This is a genomic window from Massilia sp. ZL223, from assembly GCF_018119395.1.
Classification (GTDB): domain Bacteria; phylum Pseudomonadota; class Gammaproteobacteria; order Burkholderiales; family Burkholderiaceae_D; genus Telluria.
Genome location: NZ_JAGPWD010000003.1, coordinates 65,045 through 83,866 on the forward strand (window position 1 = coordinate 65,045; position 18,822 = coordinate 83,866).

Here is an 18,822-nt window from a genome sequence, read left to right on the forward strand (position 1 = left end):
CCCCCTGCTTGAATTACCGGCGCTTCGCAGCGATCTGTTCGAGCAGCTGCGCGATCTCGCCGCGCCGTCCTTCGTCGGCCAGCTTGCGGCCAGGACGCGCCGGCGCCTGCAGCGCCTTGCGCAGGGCGCGTTCGGCGCCCTCGTAGTCGCCCTTGCGGAACAGGTAGTCGCCATAGAAATAATTCGGGTCGATGCCGTCCGGATTGATCGCCAGCCCGCGCCTGAGGTTCTCGAGCGCCTTTTTGTCGTCGCCGAAGCCGATCGGCCAGCCCGGCACCTGATAATGCAACGAGCCCAGGCTGGTATAGGCCGAGCCGTTCAGGGCCTGCGGGTCGATCGCCAGCGCCTGCTCCAGCGTCTTCTTGGCGTTCTTCACGTGCGACAGGGCCCCCAGTCCGCCCTTGGCGCCTGCATAGGTCGACTCGATGATCGCATACCAGATCAATACCTCGGCGCTCGCGGGATTCTGGAGGGCGGCCTGGCGCGCCTGCCCGGTCAATTGCTCGAACTGCTTTTCCTGCTGGTTGGCCGGTGTCTGGTATTTGATCTGCTCCCAGGCGCCCTGCAGGCGGGAAACTTCCTCCGGCGGCGTGGCCGCGGCCGACAGCGCGACGGCGGACAGCAGGGCAATGGCGAATCGGGCGAATAGGTTCATGGCGTTTTACTCCTGGTGATGGGCGAGGCTTTTCAGCCGGGCAAATGCTTGCGGATGACCGCCAGCTGCTTGCGGATCCCGCCGTCCGGCAGGCCGGGCAGCAGCTTGTTGACGAGCACGAAGAAGCTCTCCTTGCGGCCCAGCGTACGCTGGAAGGCGCTGCCGCCGAGGAAGGCCATGAACGCGGCCGCTACCGCCTCGGGCGTATCCTCGGCGGTGCCGAGCTCGCGGTTCATGGCGTCCACCGCGCCGCTGTTGATGGCGGTGCGGGTGGCGCGCGGCGCGAAATGGCGCACCGTGATCGTGGTATCGAGCAGCTCGCGCCGCAGCGCCTGGGAAAACGTCAGCATGCCGGCCTTGCTGGCGCCATAGGCGGCAAAGCCCGGATAGCCCAGCTGGCCGAAGACCGAGCCGACGTTGACGATCTGGGCCGCGGACGCCTCCTTCAGCAGGGGCAAGAGCTGGCGCGTCAGCAGCATCGGCGCGAGCAGGTTGGTCTCGAGCATGGCGCGGATCCGTGCCGGAGACTGGGTCTCGAAGGCGTGGAAGTCGCTGATGCCGGCGTTGTTGACCAGCAGGTTGATGCCGCCTGCGGCGCGCCCGGCGGCTTCGACGGCGGCCAGGGTCGATTCCTCGCCCAGGTCGCCGCAGACGATCCGCACCGGCACAGCAAGTCCGGCGGCGAGGGCGTCCAGCGGTTCGCGCCGGCGCCCGACCAGCACCATGGCGTCGGCGGTGGGCGCCATGGCGCGTGCGATCGCCGCGCCGATGCCGCCGCCGGCGCCCGTGATCACGGCGCGGTAGCGCGCGCCGCTCACGGCGCCTCCGCGAACAGGGCCGCGCCGCGCGGCAGGCTGCGGAACACGCCGCCGTACAGGCCGTACATCATGCGCGCCATATGTACCACCGCATCCTGGTCGCGCGGGTCGTCGAGACGGTTCACCAGCTTCTCGAAGAAGGCCACGTGTTCAAGATCGAGGCTGCCGTGCGAGCTGAGATAGCTGAACGCCTCCGGCGGCAGCGCCAGGGCGCCGCGGATGGTGTCGGCGGCGTGGGTGGCAAGCGCGGTGCTGGTGCCTTCCAGCACATGCACCATGCCGAAGAAGGCCACCGGATTGCCACGATCGACCTGGTGGTAGGCGTAGGCGACCATCAGTTCCGTGCTGGCGTGCGGGCGCGAGGCGCGCGCCGCCGCGGCGTCGCCGCCGCAGGCGGCGATGTCGTTCAGGATCCACTCCTGGTGCCCGATCTCTTCCTCGATGTATTCCGCGATCGCCTGGCGCAGCCACTCGTGCCGCTCGTCCAGGCGGCTGCCGCAGGCCATCATGAGGGGCACCGTGTGCCTGACATGGTGGTAGGCCTGGGTCAGGAAGGCGATGTACTGGCCGGTCGTCACGCTGCCTTGCAGCGCGTCCTGGATGATCGGGATGGAGAACAGCTGCTGCCGTTCCTGCTCGGTCTCTGCCTTGAGCTTGTCGAAAAAATTCACGATGCGTGCTCCGTCTGGTCGAAAAGGGATGCGATGCGGTCCGCATACTGCTGCTGGATCGGCGCGCGGCGCGGACGGCCGTTGGCGGTGGCCAGGCCATTCGCCGGGGTGAACGGCGCCGCCGGCGCCCAGCGCCGTATCTGCGCGTAGTCCGGCAGCTCGCGGTTGGCCAGGTCGACCGCTTCCTGCAGCTGCTGCGCGGTGAGGCCGGGGGCCGCCGGCACCAGCAGGGCGGCCAGCCAGGGCTGGCCGTCGCCCACCACCAGCGCCTGGGCGATGCTGCCGGTGCCGAGCAGCGCCGACTCCGGCCATTCGGGCGACACGTTGCGGCCGTAGCCGGTGATCAGGATGTCCTTCTTGCGCCCGTCGATATACAGGTAGCCGTCCGGGTCGAGGTGGCCGAGGTCGCCCGTCGCGAACCACTCGCCGGCGCCGGCCGCGCCGTCCAGCTGCCCGAGGTAGCGAGCGGGGGCTCCGCGCACCTCGATTTCGCCGTCCGGCGCGATGCGCAGGCTGCGGTTCGCCAGCGGGCGGCCGACGCTGCCGTCGCGCGCCGCGCCCGGCAGGTTCAGAGCGACCACCGAGCTGCATTCGGACAGGCCATAGCCTTCGTATACGGGAAGCCCGCGCGCGCGGGCCGTGGCCAGGATCCGCGCCGGCGTCCTGGCGCCGCCCACGGCGGCGAAGCGCAGGCTGGCGAGGCGCGGGTCGCCAGGGGCGCTGGCGGCTAGCAGCGCGGCCAGCATCTGCGGCAACAGGATCACGCTGTTCGCCTGGTGGCGGGCGATCGCGTCCAGGCAGCGCTGCGGATCGAAACCGCTGGCGCCCGACAGCCCGACCTCCGCCAGCGGCGGGCAGATCGTGGTGGCGCCGCTCAGCAAAGCCGTATAGGGGCCGGCGATGTTCTCTAGCAGCACTGCGAACGGCAGCAGGCACAGGTGGCGCTCGACGTCCAGCCTGCCCAGCCCGGCGGCATGCAGCGCCTGGGCCACTTCCCATTGCTGGGAAGTGCTGAGGCAGACCCCCTTGGGCGCCGAGGTGGTGCCGGAGGTGAAGGTGATCTTCTGCACGCCGTCCAGTCCCGGGGCCGGAGCAGGGGCGGCCGGGCCCGGACGCTGGCACAGCGCCAGCGGGCCGTCCAGGGCGACGGTCCCGGTAAAGCCGAGCGCGGCTCCCTGGGCGGGATCGGCGCAGAACAGGGCTTGCGCGCCGCTGGCGGTGATCGCATGCTGCCACTGGGCCGGGGTGAAGAACAGCGGCAGCGGCACCAGGGTCAGACCGGCCCGCTGGGTGGCCAGGTCGATCGCCAGCCATTCCGGGCTGTTGTCGGCCAGGATCGCCACCGGGGCGCGCGGCGCCGTGCGCGCCGCCAATGCCTTCAGCAGGGTGGCGATGCGCTGCGCCAGCGCGGCGCGGTCGAGCGTACGGACGCCGTCGCTCAGCAGGGCGCGGCCCGGCGGGAAAGTGTCAGGAAAGCTTGTCATGGCCATAACGGATGTCGCCGAACATTACTTGAGGATGGGTGTCGTAGTAGCTTCCCCAGTCGCGCCCGCCGTCGGGCAGGCGCGCCGGGTCGGCCTGCGCCAGCAACTGCGGCTGCAGGCGCAGGCGCCGGAAGGAATTCAGGAGGCTGGGCGTGGCCGTGAACGCGACCCAGCGCAGGCCCAGCCCGTGCAGCAAGTGGGTGGTATGCACGATCAGCGCGCGCGCCGCGCCCGCGTGGATGGCGGCCAGGTTGCCCACTTCGACCACGCCGGCGCGGTCGACCGGCTGTCCGGTCCGGGCGGCGATCTCGCATTCCAGCGGCGCGTCCAGGTATTGCTCGAGGAAGACCGGGCCCGCGGCGGCGGGGGTGTAGCCAAGCGCCGCGATCCAGTTGCCATCCTCGTCGGCGCAGCCGATCAGGGTGGTGCTGAAATGGTGTACGCGCGAGCCGTAACTCGCGAGGAAGGTCTGGGCGATAAAAGCTTCCAGGCCTGCGCGGCGGCTGTCGCCGCGGCTGACGGTTTCGATCTGGTAGCGGGGAGGGCGCGCGGCGTGCGGCGCTTGCGCACGCGGAAAGACCGGCTCGGCGAGGGCGGGAGGCATAGGGCTTCTTCCATTTCTTTGTTGCATTGGAAGAAGCCTATGCAGCGAACATTAATTGCAGATTAAACGGCCGGGCAAGCGTGCGCCTGCCGGCGGGAAACCGCTGCTCAGGCGGCGCGCTCGCCCAGGCGCCCCAGGCGCGCGCACCAGCGGGCGGCCCGCTCGGGCGTCATGGCGCCGGCGCCGCCGACGATGGTCGTGGATACCGGAGCGATGCCGACGAAGTGCAGGATATTGCGGCGCAGCGAGCGCACGCTGTGCGCACGGTAGAACGAGCGGTACAACAGCGAGGGCATCCCCATCGTGACGATCACGCGCGCACTGCGGCCGCCGAGCAGCCCGGCCTTGAGCGGATTCGCGGGAGTGCGCGCCAGCGCGAAGCCGGGCCGCAGCACCTGTTCGAGGAAGCCTTTCAAGAGCGCAGGCATGTCGCCCAGCCACAGCGGATAGACCAGCACGATATGCGCGGCGCGGGCGATCGCTTCCTGCGCCGGCAGCAGCGCCGCCGGCGGCGCGCCATCCTGCCACTGCTGCGCATCGGAAAGCAGGCTGAAATCGAGGCGCGCCGGTTCGATGGTCTCGACGACGTGACCGGCGGCGCGTGCGCCGTCGGCGTAGGCTTGGGCAAGCGCGTGGCACAGGTGTTGGCGGGCGCCGTCCGGGTGCCCCTGGATGATCAGGATGTGCTTGCTCATCACGCGGCCCGGCCGGCATCGAGAATGCGCCGCATCGTCACCATCCCGTCCGCGCCGGCATGGACGTCGAAACCCAGCGCGTGCGCCAGCCCATGCATGCCGGCATTCTCCGGCAGGGCGACCCCTTCGACGACGGCCACGCCGCGCTGCGCGCAGTAGTCGAGCAGGCAGTCCATCAACAGCCGCCCGAGACCGCGTCCCTTCAGGTCGGAACGCACCGTCACCGCGAACTCGCCGCGCACGTCGTCCGGGTCGATCACGACGCGCGCCACGCCCAGCGTTTCGCCATTCCCGGCCGGATCCGGGCGGGTGGCGATGAAGGCCATCTCGCGCGCGTAATCGATCTGGGTGAAGCGCGCCAGCTGCTGGGGCGAAAGCTCCCGCATCAGGCCGAACATGCGCATGTGGACGTCCTGCGGCGTGAGTGCATGGAAGAAGGCCACGTGCGCGGCGGCGTCCTCCGGACGAATGGGACGCAGCGTCAGCCTGCCTGCCGCGCTGTCCACCTGGCGTTCCAGTTGTTCCGGATAGGGCAGGATCGCCAGCCGCGCATGGCTGTCGCACCCGGCGGGAACCGGCTGCAGCCGCATGCGGGCGTCGAGCGCGATCACGCCGCCGGCGTCGGCCAGCAGAGGATTGATGTCGAGCTCGGCCAGTTCCGGCAGGTCGGCCGCCAGCTGGCCCACCCGGACCAGCACATCGTACAGGGCTTCCATGTCGGCCGGCGGCCGGCCGCGGTAGCCCGCCAGCAGGCGTGCCACCCGGGTACGGCTGACGAGCTCGCCGGCCAGGACCCGGTTCAGCGGCGGGAGTGCGACCGCCTGGTCGGCCGTGACCTCGACGGCGATGCCGCCGTGGCCGAACAGCACCACCGGCCCGAACACGGGGTCGGTGCTGAGGCCGACGATCAGTTCCAGCGCCTGCGGCCGGCGCGCCATCGCCTGGACCGTGAAGCCGTCCACGCGCGCGTGCGGAAGCCGGCCGCGCACGCGCTCCAGCATGGCGTCGAGCGCCGCGCCAAGCGCTTCCGGGGTGGCCAGGTCGAGCGCTACCCCGCCGACATCGGACTTGTGGACGATGTCCGGCGACACGATCTTGAGCGCCACCGGATAGCCGAGGCGGCCGGCGGCGGCGAGCGCACTGGCGGCGTCGGCGGCGAACTCGGTTGCCACCACGGGAATGCCGTAGGCTGCCAGCAGGGCCTTGGTGGCGCGCTCCCCGACCGCACCGTTCGGATCCGTGCCGCCGGCCAGCAGCCGGTCGATGTGGGCGCGGGCGGCCGGGCGGTCGGGAGCGCCCAGTTCGCACGGTCCCGGCGCCTGCATCAGGGCGGCCTGGTTGCGGCGGTAATCGACCAGCTGCTGGAATCCCTTGACGGCTTCCTCCGGGGTGTCGAAAACCGGGACGCCGGCCTCGATGCACAGGCGGCGGGCCTCGGCCACGCTGGGGCCGCCCAGCCAGCAGCACAGCACCGGGCGGGCGGCGCCGGCCATCAGGGGCAGCAGGATGCGGGCGATCTCGGCGCTGGGTACGATCGCCGTCGGCGCATGGATCAGCAGGACTGCATCGGTCTCCGGCGCGTCCAGCAGTACGGCCAGCGCATGGCGGTAGCGCTCGGCGGGGGCATCGCCCACGATGTCGACCGGGTTGGCGTGCGACCACAGCGGCGGCAGGCCGTCGCCGAGCCGGGCCAGCGTGGGCGGCGCGAGCTGGGCCAGTACGCCGCCCGCGTCCGCCAGCGCGTCGGTCGCCATGACGCCGGGCCCGCCGCCATTGGTCATGATCGCCAAGCGCTCGCCGCGCAGCGGCCGGGTGCGCGCCAGCATTGCCACCGCGTCGAACAGTTCGTCCGTGGTGAGCACGCGCAGCATGCCGGCGCGGCGCAGCGCGGCGTCGTAGACCAGGTCCGAGCCGGCCAGCGCACCGGTATGGCTGAAGGCCGCGCGTGCGGCGTCCTCGCCGCGCCCGGCCTTGACGATCAGGGTCGGCTTGCCGCGCGCCGCGCTGCGCGCGGCGCTCATGAACTTGCGGGCCTGGCGCACGCTCTCGGCATACAGCAGGATGGCGTCGGTGCCCGGGTCGGCGGCGAGGTAGTCGAGCAGGTCGCCGAAATCGACGTCGCTGCCGTCTCCCAGGGAGACGAAGCAGGAAAAGCCGATCCGCCGCGCCGCCGCCCAGTCGAGCACGGCGGTGACCAGCGCCCCTGACTGCGCCACGAAGGCCAGCCGGCCGGGCAGGGCCGCGCCCGGCGCGAAACTGGCGTTCAGCCCGATGCCGGGCACCAGCAGGCCGACGCAGTTCGGACCCAGGATGCGCAGCAGCCAGGGTCGCGCCGCTTCCAGCATCGCCTGGCGCAGGCTGCGGGCGCCGCCGGCGTCCGCGTCCATGCCAGCGCTGATCACCACGGCGGCGCGGCAGCCGGCGGCGCCGAGCTCGCCGATCAGTTTGGGCACCGTGGGCGCAGGGGTGCAGATCACGGCAAGGTCGGGCACGCCGGGCAGGTCGCGCACGCTGCCGAAGGCGGGATGGCCGCCGACCTGGGCATGGCGCCGGTTGACGGGCCACAGCGGTCCTCCGAAACCGCCTGCGAGGACGTTCCGCCACACCGTCGCGCCCACGCTGCCGGGCCGTTCGGAGGCGCCGATCACGGCCACCGAGCGTGGGTGGAACAAGTGCCCGAGGTTGCGAATGCTCATGAAGTCTCCTTCCGATGGCTGGATTGGATCAGCCTAGCGAAGCATTACAAGGATTTATTTGACCGCAATCAAAATTTGCTCCGAAAGTTATGTTAAGGCAGCGGCGCGGCTGGACGGCTTGCCTCCGTGCCGCTACCCTGTCCGGATTCCTTCCGCCCGACGTGCTCGCGCAGGCTGGACCGGCCGCGCAGGCGCGCTGCGACCAGCTCAGGCACGAGGCGCGCGAGGCTCTGGCGCGCTTCGCAGCGCTGGCCGAGGCGGAAGGCGTCGCGTCGTTCGAGCACAGCCTCGCCGAGGACGAGGTCGGGTGCGTCCTGGCGCTGCGGGCACGTTAATGCGACCTGGTCGTGGTAGGACAGGACATGGCCGAAACGGGGAGATCTGCACCGGGCGACCTGGCTGCACATGTGCTGCTGCATGGCGCACGGTCCGTCCTGGCGATTCCCGGCGCGGGTACTGCGTGGCCCGGCATGGATGCGCTGGTGGGCTGGGACGGCAGCGCGCAGGTCTGCCGCGCGCTCGACGGCGCCATGCCCCTCCTGCGCGCCGCCCGGCAGGTGACGGTCATGTCCCTCGGGGAAGGCGACGAGGGCCAGGAGCGGGGCGCAGCGGACCGCTGCGTCGCCTTCCTACGGCGGCACGGCGTCGTCGCGACATTCCTGCAACAGCCGGGCGCGGGCCGTACCGGCGAGGTTCTGCTGAACGCGGCCCTCGCCGCAGGGCCGGGGCTGCTCGTCATCGGCGCCTATGGCCATGCGCACCTGCGCGAACAGATCCTCGGCGGCGTCACCGCGACGGTGCTGAAGGACATGTGGCTACCCGTCCTGTTGGCCCACTAGCCGTTGTAATGGTCGACCTGAGCGCCGAGACGAAAGTCGACTGATGGTCAATTCATGGGGAGCAAGTCGATTTGATCTCGGTCAAACACGCCGCCGAGCGAAGCGGGGAGACTGTCTTGATTCCGAACATCATCAACATGGGGAGCAGGAACGATGAGCTACAAGACCATATTGGTGCATGCCGACTTGTCACGCCATGCGCCCGCACGCATACGGATCGCTGCGCAGCTGGCCAAGGCGCATGGCGCGCACCTGATCGGCCTTGCCGCCACCGGCGTGTCGCGCGACGTATTCCCGCACGGGTATCATGCTGCTCCCGACAGCCTCGAGGCGAGCTATTTCCAGCCCCTGCACGACACGGCGTCCCGCGCGCTCGAGCAGTTCACGACGATTGCCGCCGAGGCCGGGGTGTCGTCGGAAAGCCGCCTGGTGTGCGACCTGGCCAGCGATGCGCTGGCCCGCGTGGGTCGCTTCAGCGACCTCGTGGTCGTCAACCAGGACGACCTGGCCGAAGCGCTGACCGATACGATCGGCCGCATCCCCGAATACGTGCTGTTCACCAGCGCGCGCCCGGTGCTGGTCGTGCCCTGCGCACCCGTGGCGCGCCAGCCTGGCGACCATGTCCTGGTCGCCTGGAATGGCAGCAAGGAAGCCTCCGCCGCGCTGCGCGCCGCACTGCCGGTGCTGCAGCGCGCCGTCCGCGTCACCGTCGTGTCCTTCCGCCTTCCTGACGAGAGCAGCCTGGTCGAGGACGACGACGACGCCGGCATCACCGCCTTCCTCGGCCGCCACGGCGTCCAGGCGCAGATGCTGACGATCGGACGCAACATCGATTGCGGGCACAATCTGCTCACGCTGGCGACCCAGGACGGCTACGACCTGGTGGTCATGGGGTGCTACGGCCACACCCAGTTCCGCGAACTCTTCCTGGGAGGAGTGAGCAGGACCTTGCTTCAGAACAGCACAGTGCCGCTGCTCATGGCGCGCTAGGGCGGGCGTCCCAGCCTAGCTGGCCGGCCGGTCGCCGAACTCGGGCTGCGAGGCCTCGCGCGGCACGCGCAGCAGCATCACCGGAACCGTCGAGTTCGCGAGCACGTACTGGGCGACGCTGCCGGCAAACAGCCGGTTGGCGTCGTTGGGCCCATGGGTACCCATCACGATCAGGTCGCAGCCCTGTTCTTCCGCGATCCGGACAATCTCCGGACCCGGCGTCGACGAGAGCGGCGCCGCCGTCTCGCAGCTGACCCCGGCGGCTTGCGCGATGCGCAACACCGTGTCGAGGTGGGACTGGGCGGCCTCGTGCGCGCGCAGAAACTCCGCCTGCGCGTCGGGCATGGCAGCGGACCGCTCCGGCATGGAGAAATGCGGCTGCGCAACCGACACGGCGAACATCCGTCCCGCGCCCGAGCGGGCGAGCAGGGCGGCCATCTGGGCGGCCTGTACCGCGAGGTCGGAGCCGTCTGTTGCCACGCAAACTCGCTCTAGGAACATGATCATCGGCCCTGGAAGAGATGAGTCGTCAGGATTACCAGTCTTGATCTTGTTGTGTTTGACTAGCGTCAAAGAACTGCTAAGTCAGCCCCGCAAAACGGTGTATCGACCGGTCATGACCCATCATCGCCAGCTTCGGCCTGCCGGGATGTTCGGGGCGATCCCCTGTCCGGGGCGACAGAAGGTCCACAAGCACAGCTCCTGTGCAAATGCCGGTATGTTCAGCCGGCGCTCTGCGCCTTGCCCGCGACGACACTCACCTGCGCGAAGCGCAGGTTTTCATAGGTCCTGATGCGCCGCTTCAGCGGCCACCAGTCGTAGAGGAAGATCTGCACCGGGCGCCACATCGCCACCCAGCCGATGATGGTGAGGCTTTCGCGCGCGATCTTCCCGCCATGGCCGGGAGCCAGGCCGGTAATCAGCTCGGCCAGCACCAGGCAGGACGCGACGAAGCCCAGGCCGATCGCGAGGCTGGTCCGCCCCTGGCGCAGCAGTTGCCCGAGCTCGCCGCGCACCAGGCCGATCTTGTAGGTGTAATAGTTATGCACCGCATCCGCGACCATCTCCCCCGCATCCCGGGGCAGTTCCGGATTCTCGACGCGGATCGCCAGCCGCAGGTGGCTGTCGAGCGGCAGCGGCAGCGCCCAGCTCTCGATGAAGGCTTCGCACAGATGATCGAGGTCGCGGTTCAGGAAGGGGGCGGGATCGAGCGAATTGAACAGCTGCGCGAGCTCGCGCACGCGCAGGTCGAGCGTATGGGTAGGGTGCTGGGTGATGTGCATCGCTCAGGTCCGGCCACGCGCCATGCCCGGTGATCCATCCGTCCTAATGCGCCATCCAGAGCGGAATGGTCGAGGTCGCCAAGAGCGAGCGCGTCATCCCGCCGAGCATGATCTCGCTGAAGCGCGAGCGTCCGTACGCGCCCATGACGATCAGGTCCGCCTCCTTGGCGGCTGCGAACGCGAGCAGCGCGCGGTCCTCGTCGCGCCCGGCCCCGGTGACTGTGACTTCGACCTGCACGCCATGCTGGGCCAGGTAGGTGGCCATATCCGCGCCCGGTTCCTGCCCGTGCGCCCCGCGCGTGCTGCCGGGATCGAACACGACCAGGTCAACCTGGCGCGCCTGCCGCAGGAGGGGAAGGGCGCTTGCGATCGCCCTCGCCGCTTCCTTGCTGCCGTTCCACGCCACCACCACCCGCGTGCCGGGCACGGCGCCGCTCCAGGCGCTAGGGAGGACCAGCACCGGCCCGACCGCGTTCAGCACCACGTAGTCGGGAAAGTCGCTGCGCTGGCGCGGCAGGAACTCATCCAGGGAGGCCTGGCTGATGACGACCAGGTCGCTGTAGCGCGACTGCAGGCTGATGGCGATGCCCGCGTCCTCGTCCACGCAGCGCCGTTCGACCGAGGCCACGCCGGCGCGCCGCGCCGCGGCCTCGAACAGCTCGAGCGAGCGCTCGGCCTGGCCGCGCGCCTCTTCGAGCGGCGCGATGTCGACGGGCCCCGCGGCCACCATGCCGTCGGTGGGAAACAGGTAGGCGGGAACCCCGGTCGTGGCGACGCCGATCAGGCGGGCATCGCTGGCCAGCGCCATGGCCGCCGCCACCTCGGTGCGTTGCGCCGAGCGGGCGGTTTCGTCGACGTGAACCAAAATTGTCTTGTACATGGACTTCCTTTCTGTCGTGAAAGTGATGTCTGGACTGTACTTTGCGCGCCGCCGCGCTGTAATTGATGTGGATCAAATTTAGGATCGCATCGCTTGCCGTGCGGGTCAAGTCGTGCGGTCTTCAATCGGCGCGCAGGGCCCGGATCAGCGGCTGGTCCAGTCCATAGATGTCGTCGGCGAACAAGGCGCGCCCGTCGCGGTCTGCAAGCGCGGTCGCGTAGAACAGGACCACCGGCACCGGCGCGCGCAGCCTGACCGTGCGGCTCGGTCCCGGGCGCATCGCGTCGGCGACGCGCTCCGCGCTCCACTGTTCCGGGTCGGCGAGCACGAATTGCGCCAGTTCCGCCGGGCGCTCCACGCGGATGCAGCCGTGGCTCAGGTCGCGGCGCGTGCGGGCGAACAGCTCCTTCGAGGAGGTCGAATGCAGATAGACGTTCATCGGGTTGGGCATGGCGAACTTGACTTCCCCGAGCACGTTCGACGGCCCCGGGCGCTGCCGGGTCCGGGCCGTGCCGGCGCGCAGGCGCGCGAGCGCTTCGCCGCCCGTGGACGGCAGTACCTGGCCGCCGGCTCCCACCAGCTCCATGTCGTGCTGTTCGAGATAGGCCGGATTGCGCGCCAGCTTGGGGATGATTTCGCCGAGCTCTATGCTGCGTGGCACATTCCAGTAAGGGTTGAACTCGAGATAGCGCATCTGACCGATGAACAGCGGGGTCGGCGTCCTGGCCGCCTTGCCGACGATGACCCGCATTTCGAGCGGGGCCGTCCAGGAACGGCTGCCGAGGTCGAAGGCCCACAGGCGATAGGCCGGCAGGTTGACCGCCACCAGCCTGCCGTCCGGCGGCGGCGGCATCCAGCGCAGGCGTTCCAGGGTCAGCGCGAGCTGGGCGACGCGGTGGGTGAGCGGCACCGACAGGGCGGCAAGGGTGCCCGGGCCCAGCACGCCGTCCTCGACGAGTCCGTGGCGCGACTGGAAACGCCGGACCGCGGCCGCCAGCTCGGCCGTGTAGATCTGCTCGCCGGCGGGAGCGTCGTCCTCGCCGAGGTCTCCCAGCAGCTGCAGGCGTTCGCGCAGCAGCGCACTGCCGGGGTAGGCGCTTCCGGCCGCGACCCCCGCCTGGCCGGCGGGCGGCAGCGATGGCCATTCCGGATACAGCCGCGCCAGTTCCCGGTACTGCGCCAGCGCCGTCCTGACCCTGGCGTACAAGGGGATCGCCGGTGCGGCCTGGTCGACCGCCTGCGCCAGGCGTTTGGCGTCCAGCGCCAGGCGCAGCTGCAAGGCGGGGTCGAAACCGGCCGCGGCGCCCGGCGCGGGACGATAAGGCGAGGCGGTGCGGCCGGCATGCAGGTCCGCCAGGTAGCGGCCCATTGCGGCGCCAAGGTCGCGCTCGAACGCCGTCGCGCCGGTGGAGTCCTCGCGCATTTCCAGTGCGCCCAGCCGGCGCGTCAATGCGTCGGCGTCATAGCGCGCCGGGTCGAGGCCGTGCGAGGCGGCGTCCCGCAGCAGGCGCAGCGCCAGGCGCGCCTGCTCCTGTCCATTCTCCAGCCAGGGCAGAGGAAGGGCGGCGGCCGCGGCATGGATCAGCGAGAAAAGGATGCCGCAAGCGATACGGCGGAAAGAAATGGAAAGCATGATACTGAGCAATCGTTGACGTCACTGCACGATAGAGGAGCGGTCCGCGCACCGTCCTTGACCTAGGTCAAACCAGGGTGGAATCCTCCCGGAATGCCGCCGGCTTCGTGCCGGCGCGCTCGCCGGCGATCCTGACGCAGTTCCGGCCCGACTGCTTGGCGGCGTAGAGCGCCTCGTCGGCCTGTTTCAGCACCTCTTCCCACGTGGCGTGCGTGTCCTGCATGCGGGCCAGGCCGATACTGATGGTGACGCGCACAGTGCCGCCCTCGGCCGGGACTTCGAGCGCGGCGATGGCTTGCCGGATGCGTTCGGCGCAAAGGCTCGCGCTGGCGTCGGACGCCTGGGGGAAGATGCAGCAGAATTCCTCGCCGCCGAACCTGCCGGCATGATCGGTTTCGCGCAGGGTGCCCTGCATGGTGCGCGCCACGGCCTTCAGGACCTCGTCGCCGGCCTGGTGCCCGTAGCTGTCGTTGACGCGCTTGAAATGGTCGATGTCAAGCATGGCGAAGACCAGCTCCGTCCGGTAGCGCCGTGCCGACGAGAACGCCTGCGCGGCCGCCTGGCTCAGCCAGGCGCGGTTATGGATGCCGGTGAGCGGATCGTGGCTGGCCTCACGGACCAGCCTGGACTCGACCGCCTGCGCGTAGCGGCGCAGCGCGACCGCGATGTGCATCTGCACGAAAGCCACCGCCAGCGCCGAGGCGTACAGCAGGATGCCGCGCAGCAGTTCCGGCAAGCTGCAGGCCAGGACACTGCACGCTACGAACAGCAGGGCCGGGGGCGCGACGACCTTGGCGAAGTGGGCGCTGCCGTTCGCGATGAAGGGCACCAGGAACAGGCCGAGCACGATGCCCCCCACGCCCTGCACCAGGCCGCCGTCGAGCTGGGCGCTGGCCAGGATCACACCGCTGGACAGCATCCAGTGCGCCCATGCCGCCCGCAGGTGCGCCGAGCAGGTGGGGACGACCGGCCAGAACGCGAGCGCAGCCAGCACGGCGAACGCCGCCCGCGTCAAGCCGGACTGCAGGACGTGCGCCGGATCCAGCAGGAAGTCCCATACCGTATACACGATGAGTATCGCCGCCAGCGCCGGGCCGACGCGCGGCAGGAGATGGCGCAGGTCGGCCTCGGCGCGCGCATGCAGGGTGAGCACGGAGGAAGGAGGGTTCACGGGCGCCGGATTCATTGGCTGCGCTCAGGGACGGCGGGCTCCCAGCGCGCAAGCGCCGCTTCGTCGTGCTCGCGCGCCTCGACCCAGCGCGCGCCGGCGGGGCCCCATTCCTTTTTCCAGAAGGGGGCGCGGGTCTTCAGGTAGTCCATGACGAATTCGCAGGCCGCGAAGGCGTCGCCACGGTGCGGGGCCGCCACGGCCGCCAGCACGATCTGCTCGCAGGCTTTCAGCGCGCCGATGCGGTGCACGACCAGCACCTCCGAGACCGGCCAGCGCAGCATGGCCTGCGCCGAGATCTCCTCCAGTGCCGCTTCCGTCATGCCTGGATAATGTTCGAGCTCCATCAGCGCGACGGGACCCCCGGCGCCCATGTCCCTGACCGTGCCGACGAAGGCGACCACGGCGCCGATTTCCGGACGGCCGGCGCGCAGCCGCGCCAGTTCGGCGTTCAGGTCGAAGTCCTCGTGCTGGAGACGTACCGGCATCGCTAGCCTCCCGTCACCGGAGGGAATACCGCCATCTCGGCGCCGTCGTGGATGGGGCTGGCGAGGCCGCCCATGCGCTGGTCGACCGCGATCCGGTAGGCACGCTCCGGCCCGAGCGCGGCGTCCCATGGACCCCCGCGCCGGCGCAGCAGGTCCAGCACGTCGCCGGCGGTGGCGACGTGCTGCGGCACCTGGATGCGCTCGCCCGAGGTGCCCAGGGCTTCGCGCAAGCCGGCGAAGAAGCGAAGTTGAATATGCATGGTGCGGTCCAGTAGTCGATGCTGGCGCCATTGTAAAGACGGCAAGCGGTGGCCGCAGTCGGCATGACGGACTAGAAAGACTAGGCATTCGGTACTAGATCGTAGGGAGGGCGGACGGCGCCGATCGCGCTGTCTATACTCGGAGGGCGGCGACGGCGCCGCCAAGCAAAGGAAGAACCCATGCAAGACACTCGCACCTCCCACGCGCTGCTTGCGCACCTGGCGGCGCGCCGCAACACGCCGCCGCGGCGCCTGGCGGCGCCCGGGCCGGACCAGGACGGCCTGCACCGTATCCTGGAGGCGGCGGCCTGCGCCCCCGACCATGGGCGCCTGCTGCCATGGCGTTTCATCCTCATTCCGGACCACAAGCGCGCCGAGCTCGGCGCCGTGTTCGCCGCGGCGCTGGCCGAGCGCGACCCCGATTGCGGCGACGAGGCCCTCGCCGCCGCCCGCCAGCGCGCTTTCCACGCTCCCTGCCTGATGGCGGCGGTGCTGGCCGATGATGCTGCCGCCGGAGCGGTTCCGCTTGCGGAAAAGCTGGTGTCGCTGGGCTGCGCGATTCAGAACATGCTGCTCGCCGCGCAGTGCCTGGGCTTCGGCAGCGGCCTCGCCAGTGGAGGCGCGATGAACCACGCCGCGATGCGCGCAATGCTGGGCCTGGCGGGCGATGAGGAAGCGGTGTGCTTTATCGCCTTCGGCACTCCGGCAACGGCAAAGGCCGCACCCGCAAGGGCGCAGCCGGGGCAATTCTATTCGGTCCTGTAAGGCCTAGTGCCCGCCGCAGGAACCGCAGCACCCGCCGCCTGCGTGCGGCGCGCCCGCAAGCAGCGGGAAGCCCGAGCGGCTGACGCTGGTGCGGATTTCCTGCGCCGAGGTCAGGCTGTCGTCGAACTGCACATAGACCCGGCTGCTGCCGGCCGTGGCTTCGACCGCGCGCACGCCCGGGACCGCGCGCAGGGTCTGAAACATTTTTTCCACGCCCGGGTGGTCGAGCGTCGCGGAGAGTTGCAGGCTGTGTTCCATGTTGTTTCCTTGAGAAGTGAGGAGGAGCGATGGGTTCATCGTAGCCGGACGGCGCGCCGCCTTCCTTGAACCAGTTTCAGGTTTCGGCAAGCGGCGCAGGGAGGCGTCAGCCGCAGCTGCCGATGTAGTGGCATTCGGCGCAACGCGCGCAGCCGTCGACCTTGTGCAGCGCCCTGGCGCCGCATTCGGGGCATTTTGCGGCGCTGCCGGCGCCGGGTCCCGGCACGGGCTGGGGCTCCGGCTGGTGCTGGACAGGCCCCTGGCCGCGCAGCGCCAGCTGGCGGTCGAGCTGCTGCACCGGCACCTGGTTGCCCCAGGCGTCGAGGAAGCCGCGCCGGATCAGGACACGCTGCAACATGAAGGCGATCGCCGCGACTTCCGAGTCGTGGTAGACCGGCACCTGGACGCCGTCCTCGCGGGTCAGGAAGCCGCAGCGCACCGGTCCCTTTTCCCAGACCACCTCGCGCATGTCGGCCAGCGCCTTGGCGATCGAGCTGCCGGCGCGCGCGGCCAGCGACAGCAGGCGCATGGTCGAGGTGATCCACTGCTGGCCGTCGCTGCGCTGGTTGGCCGGCATGAAGAATTCGAAGGGGCGTTCGATCGCGACCTCGCGTCCGTCCAGCAACCCATCGGCGCGGATGAAGCTGATGGTCAGGTAGACCGCCTTCTTGCCTTCCTGGGTCGTGTACTCGACCTTGGAAGTCACCGACTCGAGCTCGCCGAGCGGGCGGCTGTCGAAGCGCTTGCGCAGCGGATCGATGTCGCCGGCGGCGGGAAGGGCCGCTGGCTCGGGCGCCACGCTCAGCACGCTGCCGGTGACGCTGTTGGGACGGTAGGTCGCCAGGCCCTTGAGGCCAGCGCGCCAGGCGTCGGTGTACAGGTCCTTGAACTGATCGTAGGGATAGTCGGCGGGGACGTTGACGGTCTTCGAGATCGCCGTATCGACGTAGGGCTGGACCGCTTCCATCATGCGCAGGTGGTCGTGGGCCGACATCGCGAGCGCGGTGACGAACTGGGGCGGCAGCGCGGCGTCGTCGCTTACGTCGTGGCCGAGCTGGCGGTACAGGCGCCAGGCGTGGTCGGCCACCTCGTAGCTGCGCAGGCTGTCGTCCGGCATGCGCTTCTTGCGCTGGTAGACCCAGGAGAACGCCGGCTCGATGCCGTTCGAGGCATTGTCGGCGAAGGCCAGCGAAATGGTGCCGGTCGGCGCCACCGACAGCAGATGCGAATTGCGGATGCCGTGTCGCGCGATCGCCGCGCGCAGATCCTCCGGCAGGCGGCGCACGAACTGGCCCGCCAGGTAGGCGTCGGCGTCGAACAGCGGGAAAGCCCCTTTTTCGTGCGCCAGCGCGACGGAGGCGGCGTAGGCCGCGTCGCGCAGTTCCTCGGCGATGCGGGCGGCCAACTGGCGGCCTTCTTCGCTGTCGTAGCGCACCCCGAGCATCACCAGGGCGCTGCCGAGTCCCATGAAACCGAGGCCGACGCGGCGCTTGCTGCGTCCTTCCTGTTCCTGCTGCGGCAGCGGCCACTGGGTGGCGTCCAGCGCCAGGTCGAGCATGCGCACCCCGATGCCCGCGACTTCGCGCATGGTGGCGAAATCGAAGTACGCGCCGGGCGTAAAGGGTTCGCGCACGCAGCGGGTGAGGTTCACGGAGCCGAGGTCGCAGCAGCCATAGGGGGGCAAGGGCTGTTCGCCGCAGGGATTGGTGGCGCACAGGCGCTCGGCGTAGTAGAGGTTGTTCTCCGCATTCATGCGGTCGATGAACAGCACGCCGGGCTCGGCATGGTCGTAGGTCGAGCGCATCACCTTGTCCCACAGGGCGCGCGCACCGATGCGGCGGTAGACCCACATGCCGTCCTCGCGCTGCGCCGCGCCGGCGGCCAGCAGTTCTTCGCCCGGCTCGGCCTGGTGCCACAGCTCGACCTCGCCGTCGCCCAGCACGGCGTGCATGAAGTGGTCGGTGACGCCGACCGACAGGTTGAAATTGCTGAAGGCCCCGCCGTCCTTGGCGGCGATGAAGCGTTCGATGTCCGGGTGGTCGATGCGCAGCACGCCCATCTGGGCGCCGCGCCGCGCGCCCGCCGATTCCACCGTGCGGCAGGAGGCGTCGAACACTTCCATGTAGGACACCGGTCCCGAGGCGCGCGAGCGGGTGCCCCGCACCGCGCTGCCGGCCGGGCGGATCGGGCTGAAGTCGTAGCCGACCCCGCCGCCTCGGCGCATGGTTTCGGCCGCCTCGGCGACGGCGGTATAAATGCCCGGCAAGCCGTCGTGCGCGCCGGTGATCGAATCGCCCACCGGCTGCACGAAACAGTTCATCAGGGTGGCCTTGATGCCCAGCCCGGCGGCGGAGTTGATGCGCCCGGCGGGCACGAAGCCGTGCTCCTGCGCCCACAGGAAGCGCTGCTCCATCTCGGCGCGCAGTCCTTCGGCCTCGTAGGCGGCGAGGGCGCGCGCGACGCGGGCGCGCACCTCGGCGATGGTGGTCTCGTTTCCTTTCGCGTACTTTTCGCGCAGCACGTCGACGGATACCTCTTGTGCCGGCATCGTTGCGGCGAACATCTGGTCGTTTGCGTTCATGGTTCTCTAGTCGGTGGATCGGGTGGATCCGGTTGGGGGAGGGCGCCGTCCAGT

20 protein-coding genes are annotated in these 18,822 nt (G+C 70.0%); 4 read left to right on the forward strand and 16 right to left on the reverse strand.

Annotated elements, in window-relative coordinates; genetic code table 11:
• Positions 1–13: 13 nt before the first annotated feature.
• From KBW95_RS03115 to KBW95_RS03145, 7 genes are all read right to left on the reverse strand, one after another.
• Positions 14–655, reverse strand: a complete 642-nt coding sequence (locus KBW95_RS03115; protein ID WP_211527459.1) for a hypothetical protein — start codon at positions 653–655, stop codon at positions 14–16.
• A 32-nt stretch (positions 656–687) separates the two neighbouring features.
• On the reverse strand, positions 688–1,473 hold the full coding sequence (locus KBW95_RS03120; RefSeq protein WP_211527460.1) for an SDR family oxidoreductase: 786 nt from the start codon (positions 1,471–1,473) through the stop codon (positions 688–690).
• A complete protein-coding gene (locus KBW95_RS03125) occupies positions 1,470–2,144 on the reverse strand; it encodes an iron-containing redox enzyme family protein (RefSeq protein WP_211523161.1) in 675 nt (224 codons plus the stop codon). The genes KBW95_RS03120 and KBW95_RS03125 overlap by 4 nt, the downstream gene beginning before the upstream one ends.
• Complete coding sequence (locus KBW95_RS03130; protein ID WP_211527461.1) at positions 2,141–3,628, reverse strand: AMP-binding protein; 1,488 nt, start codon at positions 3,626–3,628, stop codon at positions 2,141–2,143. Before KBW95_RS03130 ends, KBW95_RS03125 begins: the two co-directional genes overlap by 4 nt.
• Positions 3,612–4,232: a thermostable hemolysin gene (locus KBW95_RS03135; RefSeq protein WP_211523163.1), complete on the reverse strand. Its 621-nt coding sequence runs from the start codon at positions 4,230–4,232 to the stop codon at positions 3,612–3,614. Before KBW95_RS03135 ends, KBW95_RS03130 begins: the two co-directional genes overlap by 17 nt.
• A 107-nt stretch (positions 4,233–4,339) precedes the next feature.
• Positions 4,340–4,927, reverse strand: a complete 588-nt coding sequence (locus KBW95_RS03140; protein ID WP_229429512.1) for an NAD(P)H-dependent oxidoreductase — start codon at positions 4,925–4,927, stop codon at positions 4,340–4,342.
• On the reverse strand, positions 4,927–7,623 hold the full coding sequence (locus KBW95_RS03145; RefSeq protein ID WP_211527462.1) for a bifunctional acetate--CoA ligase family protein/GNAT family N-acetyltransferase: 2,697 nt from the start codon (positions 7,621–7,623) through the stop codon (positions 4,927–4,929). The genes KBW95_RS03140 and KBW95_RS03145 overlap by 1 nt, the downstream gene beginning before the upstream one ends.
• Positions 7,624–7,784: 161 nt before the next feature.
• Between KBW95_RS03145 and KBW95_RS03150 the strand changes: the two genes are divergently transcribed.
• From KBW95_RS03150 to KBW95_RS03160, 3 genes are all read left to right on the forward strand, one after another.
• Positions 7,785–7,958: a hypothetical protein gene (locus KBW95_RS03150; protein WP_211523768.1), complete on the forward strand. Its 174-nt coding sequence runs from the start codon at positions 7,785–7,787 to the stop codon at positions 7,956–7,958.
• A 27-nt stretch (positions 7,959–7,985) separates the two neighbouring features.
• A complete protein-coding gene (locus KBW95_RS03155) occupies positions 7,986–8,462 on the forward strand; it encodes a universal stress protein (RefSeq protein WP_211523767.1) in 477 nt (158 codons plus the stop codon).
• A gap of 153 nt (positions 8,463–8,615) precedes the next feature.
• Positions 8,616–9,452 (forward strand): universal stress protein, encoded by an 837-nt coding sequence (locus KBW95_RS03160; RefSeq protein ID WP_211527463.1) that lies wholly within the window; start codon positions 8,616–8,618, stop codon positions 9,450–9,452.
• Positions 9,453–9,467: 15 nt separating this feature from the next.
• Here KBW95_RS03160 and KBW95_RS03165 read toward each other — a convergent pair whose 3' ends face one another.
• The 7 genes from KBW95_RS03165 to KBW95_RS03195 form a co-directional block, all read right to left on the reverse strand.
• Positions 9,468–9,959 carry a universal stress protein gene (locus KBW95_RS03165; RefSeq protein ID WP_211523765.1) on the reverse strand — a complete coding sequence of 164 codons (492 nt, stop codon included), beginning with the start codon at positions 9,957–9,959 and terminating at the stop codon, positions 9,468–9,470.
• A 215-nt stretch (positions 9,960–10,174) separates the two neighbouring features.
• Complete coding sequence (locus KBW95_RS03170) at positions 10,175–10,735, reverse strand: hypothetical protein (protein ID WP_211523764.1); 561 nt, start codon at positions 10,733–10,735, stop codon at positions 10,175–10,177.
• A gap of 43 nt (positions 10,736–10,778) precedes the next feature.
• Positions 10,779–11,615, reverse strand: coding sequence for a universal stress protein (locus KBW95_RS03175; RefSeq protein WP_211523763.1), 837 nt, complete (start codon positions 11,613–11,615; stop codon positions 10,779–10,781).
• A gap of 121 nt (positions 11,616–11,736) precedes the next feature.
• Entirely contained in the window at positions 11,737–13,248 is a 1,512-nt protein-coding gene (locus tag KBW95_RS03180; RefSeq protein WP_211527464.1) for a murein L,D-transpeptidase, read from the reverse strand.
• Positions 13,249–13,315: 67 nt separating this feature from the next.
• A complete protein-coding gene (locus tag KBW95_RS24785; RefSeq protein WP_211527465.1) occupies positions 13,316–14,419 on the reverse strand; it encodes a GGDEF domain-containing protein in 1,104 nt (367 codons plus the stop codon).
• Between the two features lie 11 nt (positions 14,420–14,430).
• Positions 14,431–14,904, reverse strand: coding sequence for a molybdenum cofactor biosynthesis protein MoaE (locus KBW95_RS03190; protein ID WP_211527466.1), 474 nt, complete (start codon positions 14,902–14,904; stop codon positions 14,431–14,433).
• Between the two features lie 2 nt (positions 14,905–14,906).
• Positions 14,907–15,164, reverse strand: coding sequence for a MoaD/ThiS family protein (locus KBW95_RS03195; RefSeq protein ID WP_211523759.1), 258 nt, complete (start codon positions 15,162–15,164; stop codon positions 14,907–14,909).
• 180 nt (positions 15,165–15,344) lie between these two features.
• On the opposite strand from KBW95_RS03195, the gene KBW95_RS03200 reads away from it, so the two are divergent.
• Entirely contained in the window at positions 15,345–15,929 is a 585-nt protein-coding gene (locus KBW95_RS03200) for a nitroreductase family protein (RefSeq protein WP_211523758.1), read from the forward strand.
• 3 nt (positions 15,930–15,932) lie between these two features.
• Here KBW95_RS03200 and KBW95_RS03205 read toward each other — a convergent pair whose 3' ends face one another.
• Positions 15,933–16,187, reverse strand: coding sequence for a heavy-metal-associated domain-containing protein (locus KBW95_RS03205; RefSeq protein ID WP_211523757.1), 255 nt, complete (start codon positions 16,185–16,187; stop codon positions 15,933–15,935).
• Between the two features lie 106 nt (positions 16,188–16,293).
• A complete protein-coding gene (locus KBW95_RS03210) occupies positions 16,294–18,768 on the reverse strand; it encodes an adenosylcobalamin-dependent ribonucleoside-diphosphate reductase (RefSeq protein WP_211523756.1) in 2,475 nt (824 codons plus the stop codon).
• Between the last annotated feature and the right edge of the window lie 54 nt (positions 18,769–18,822).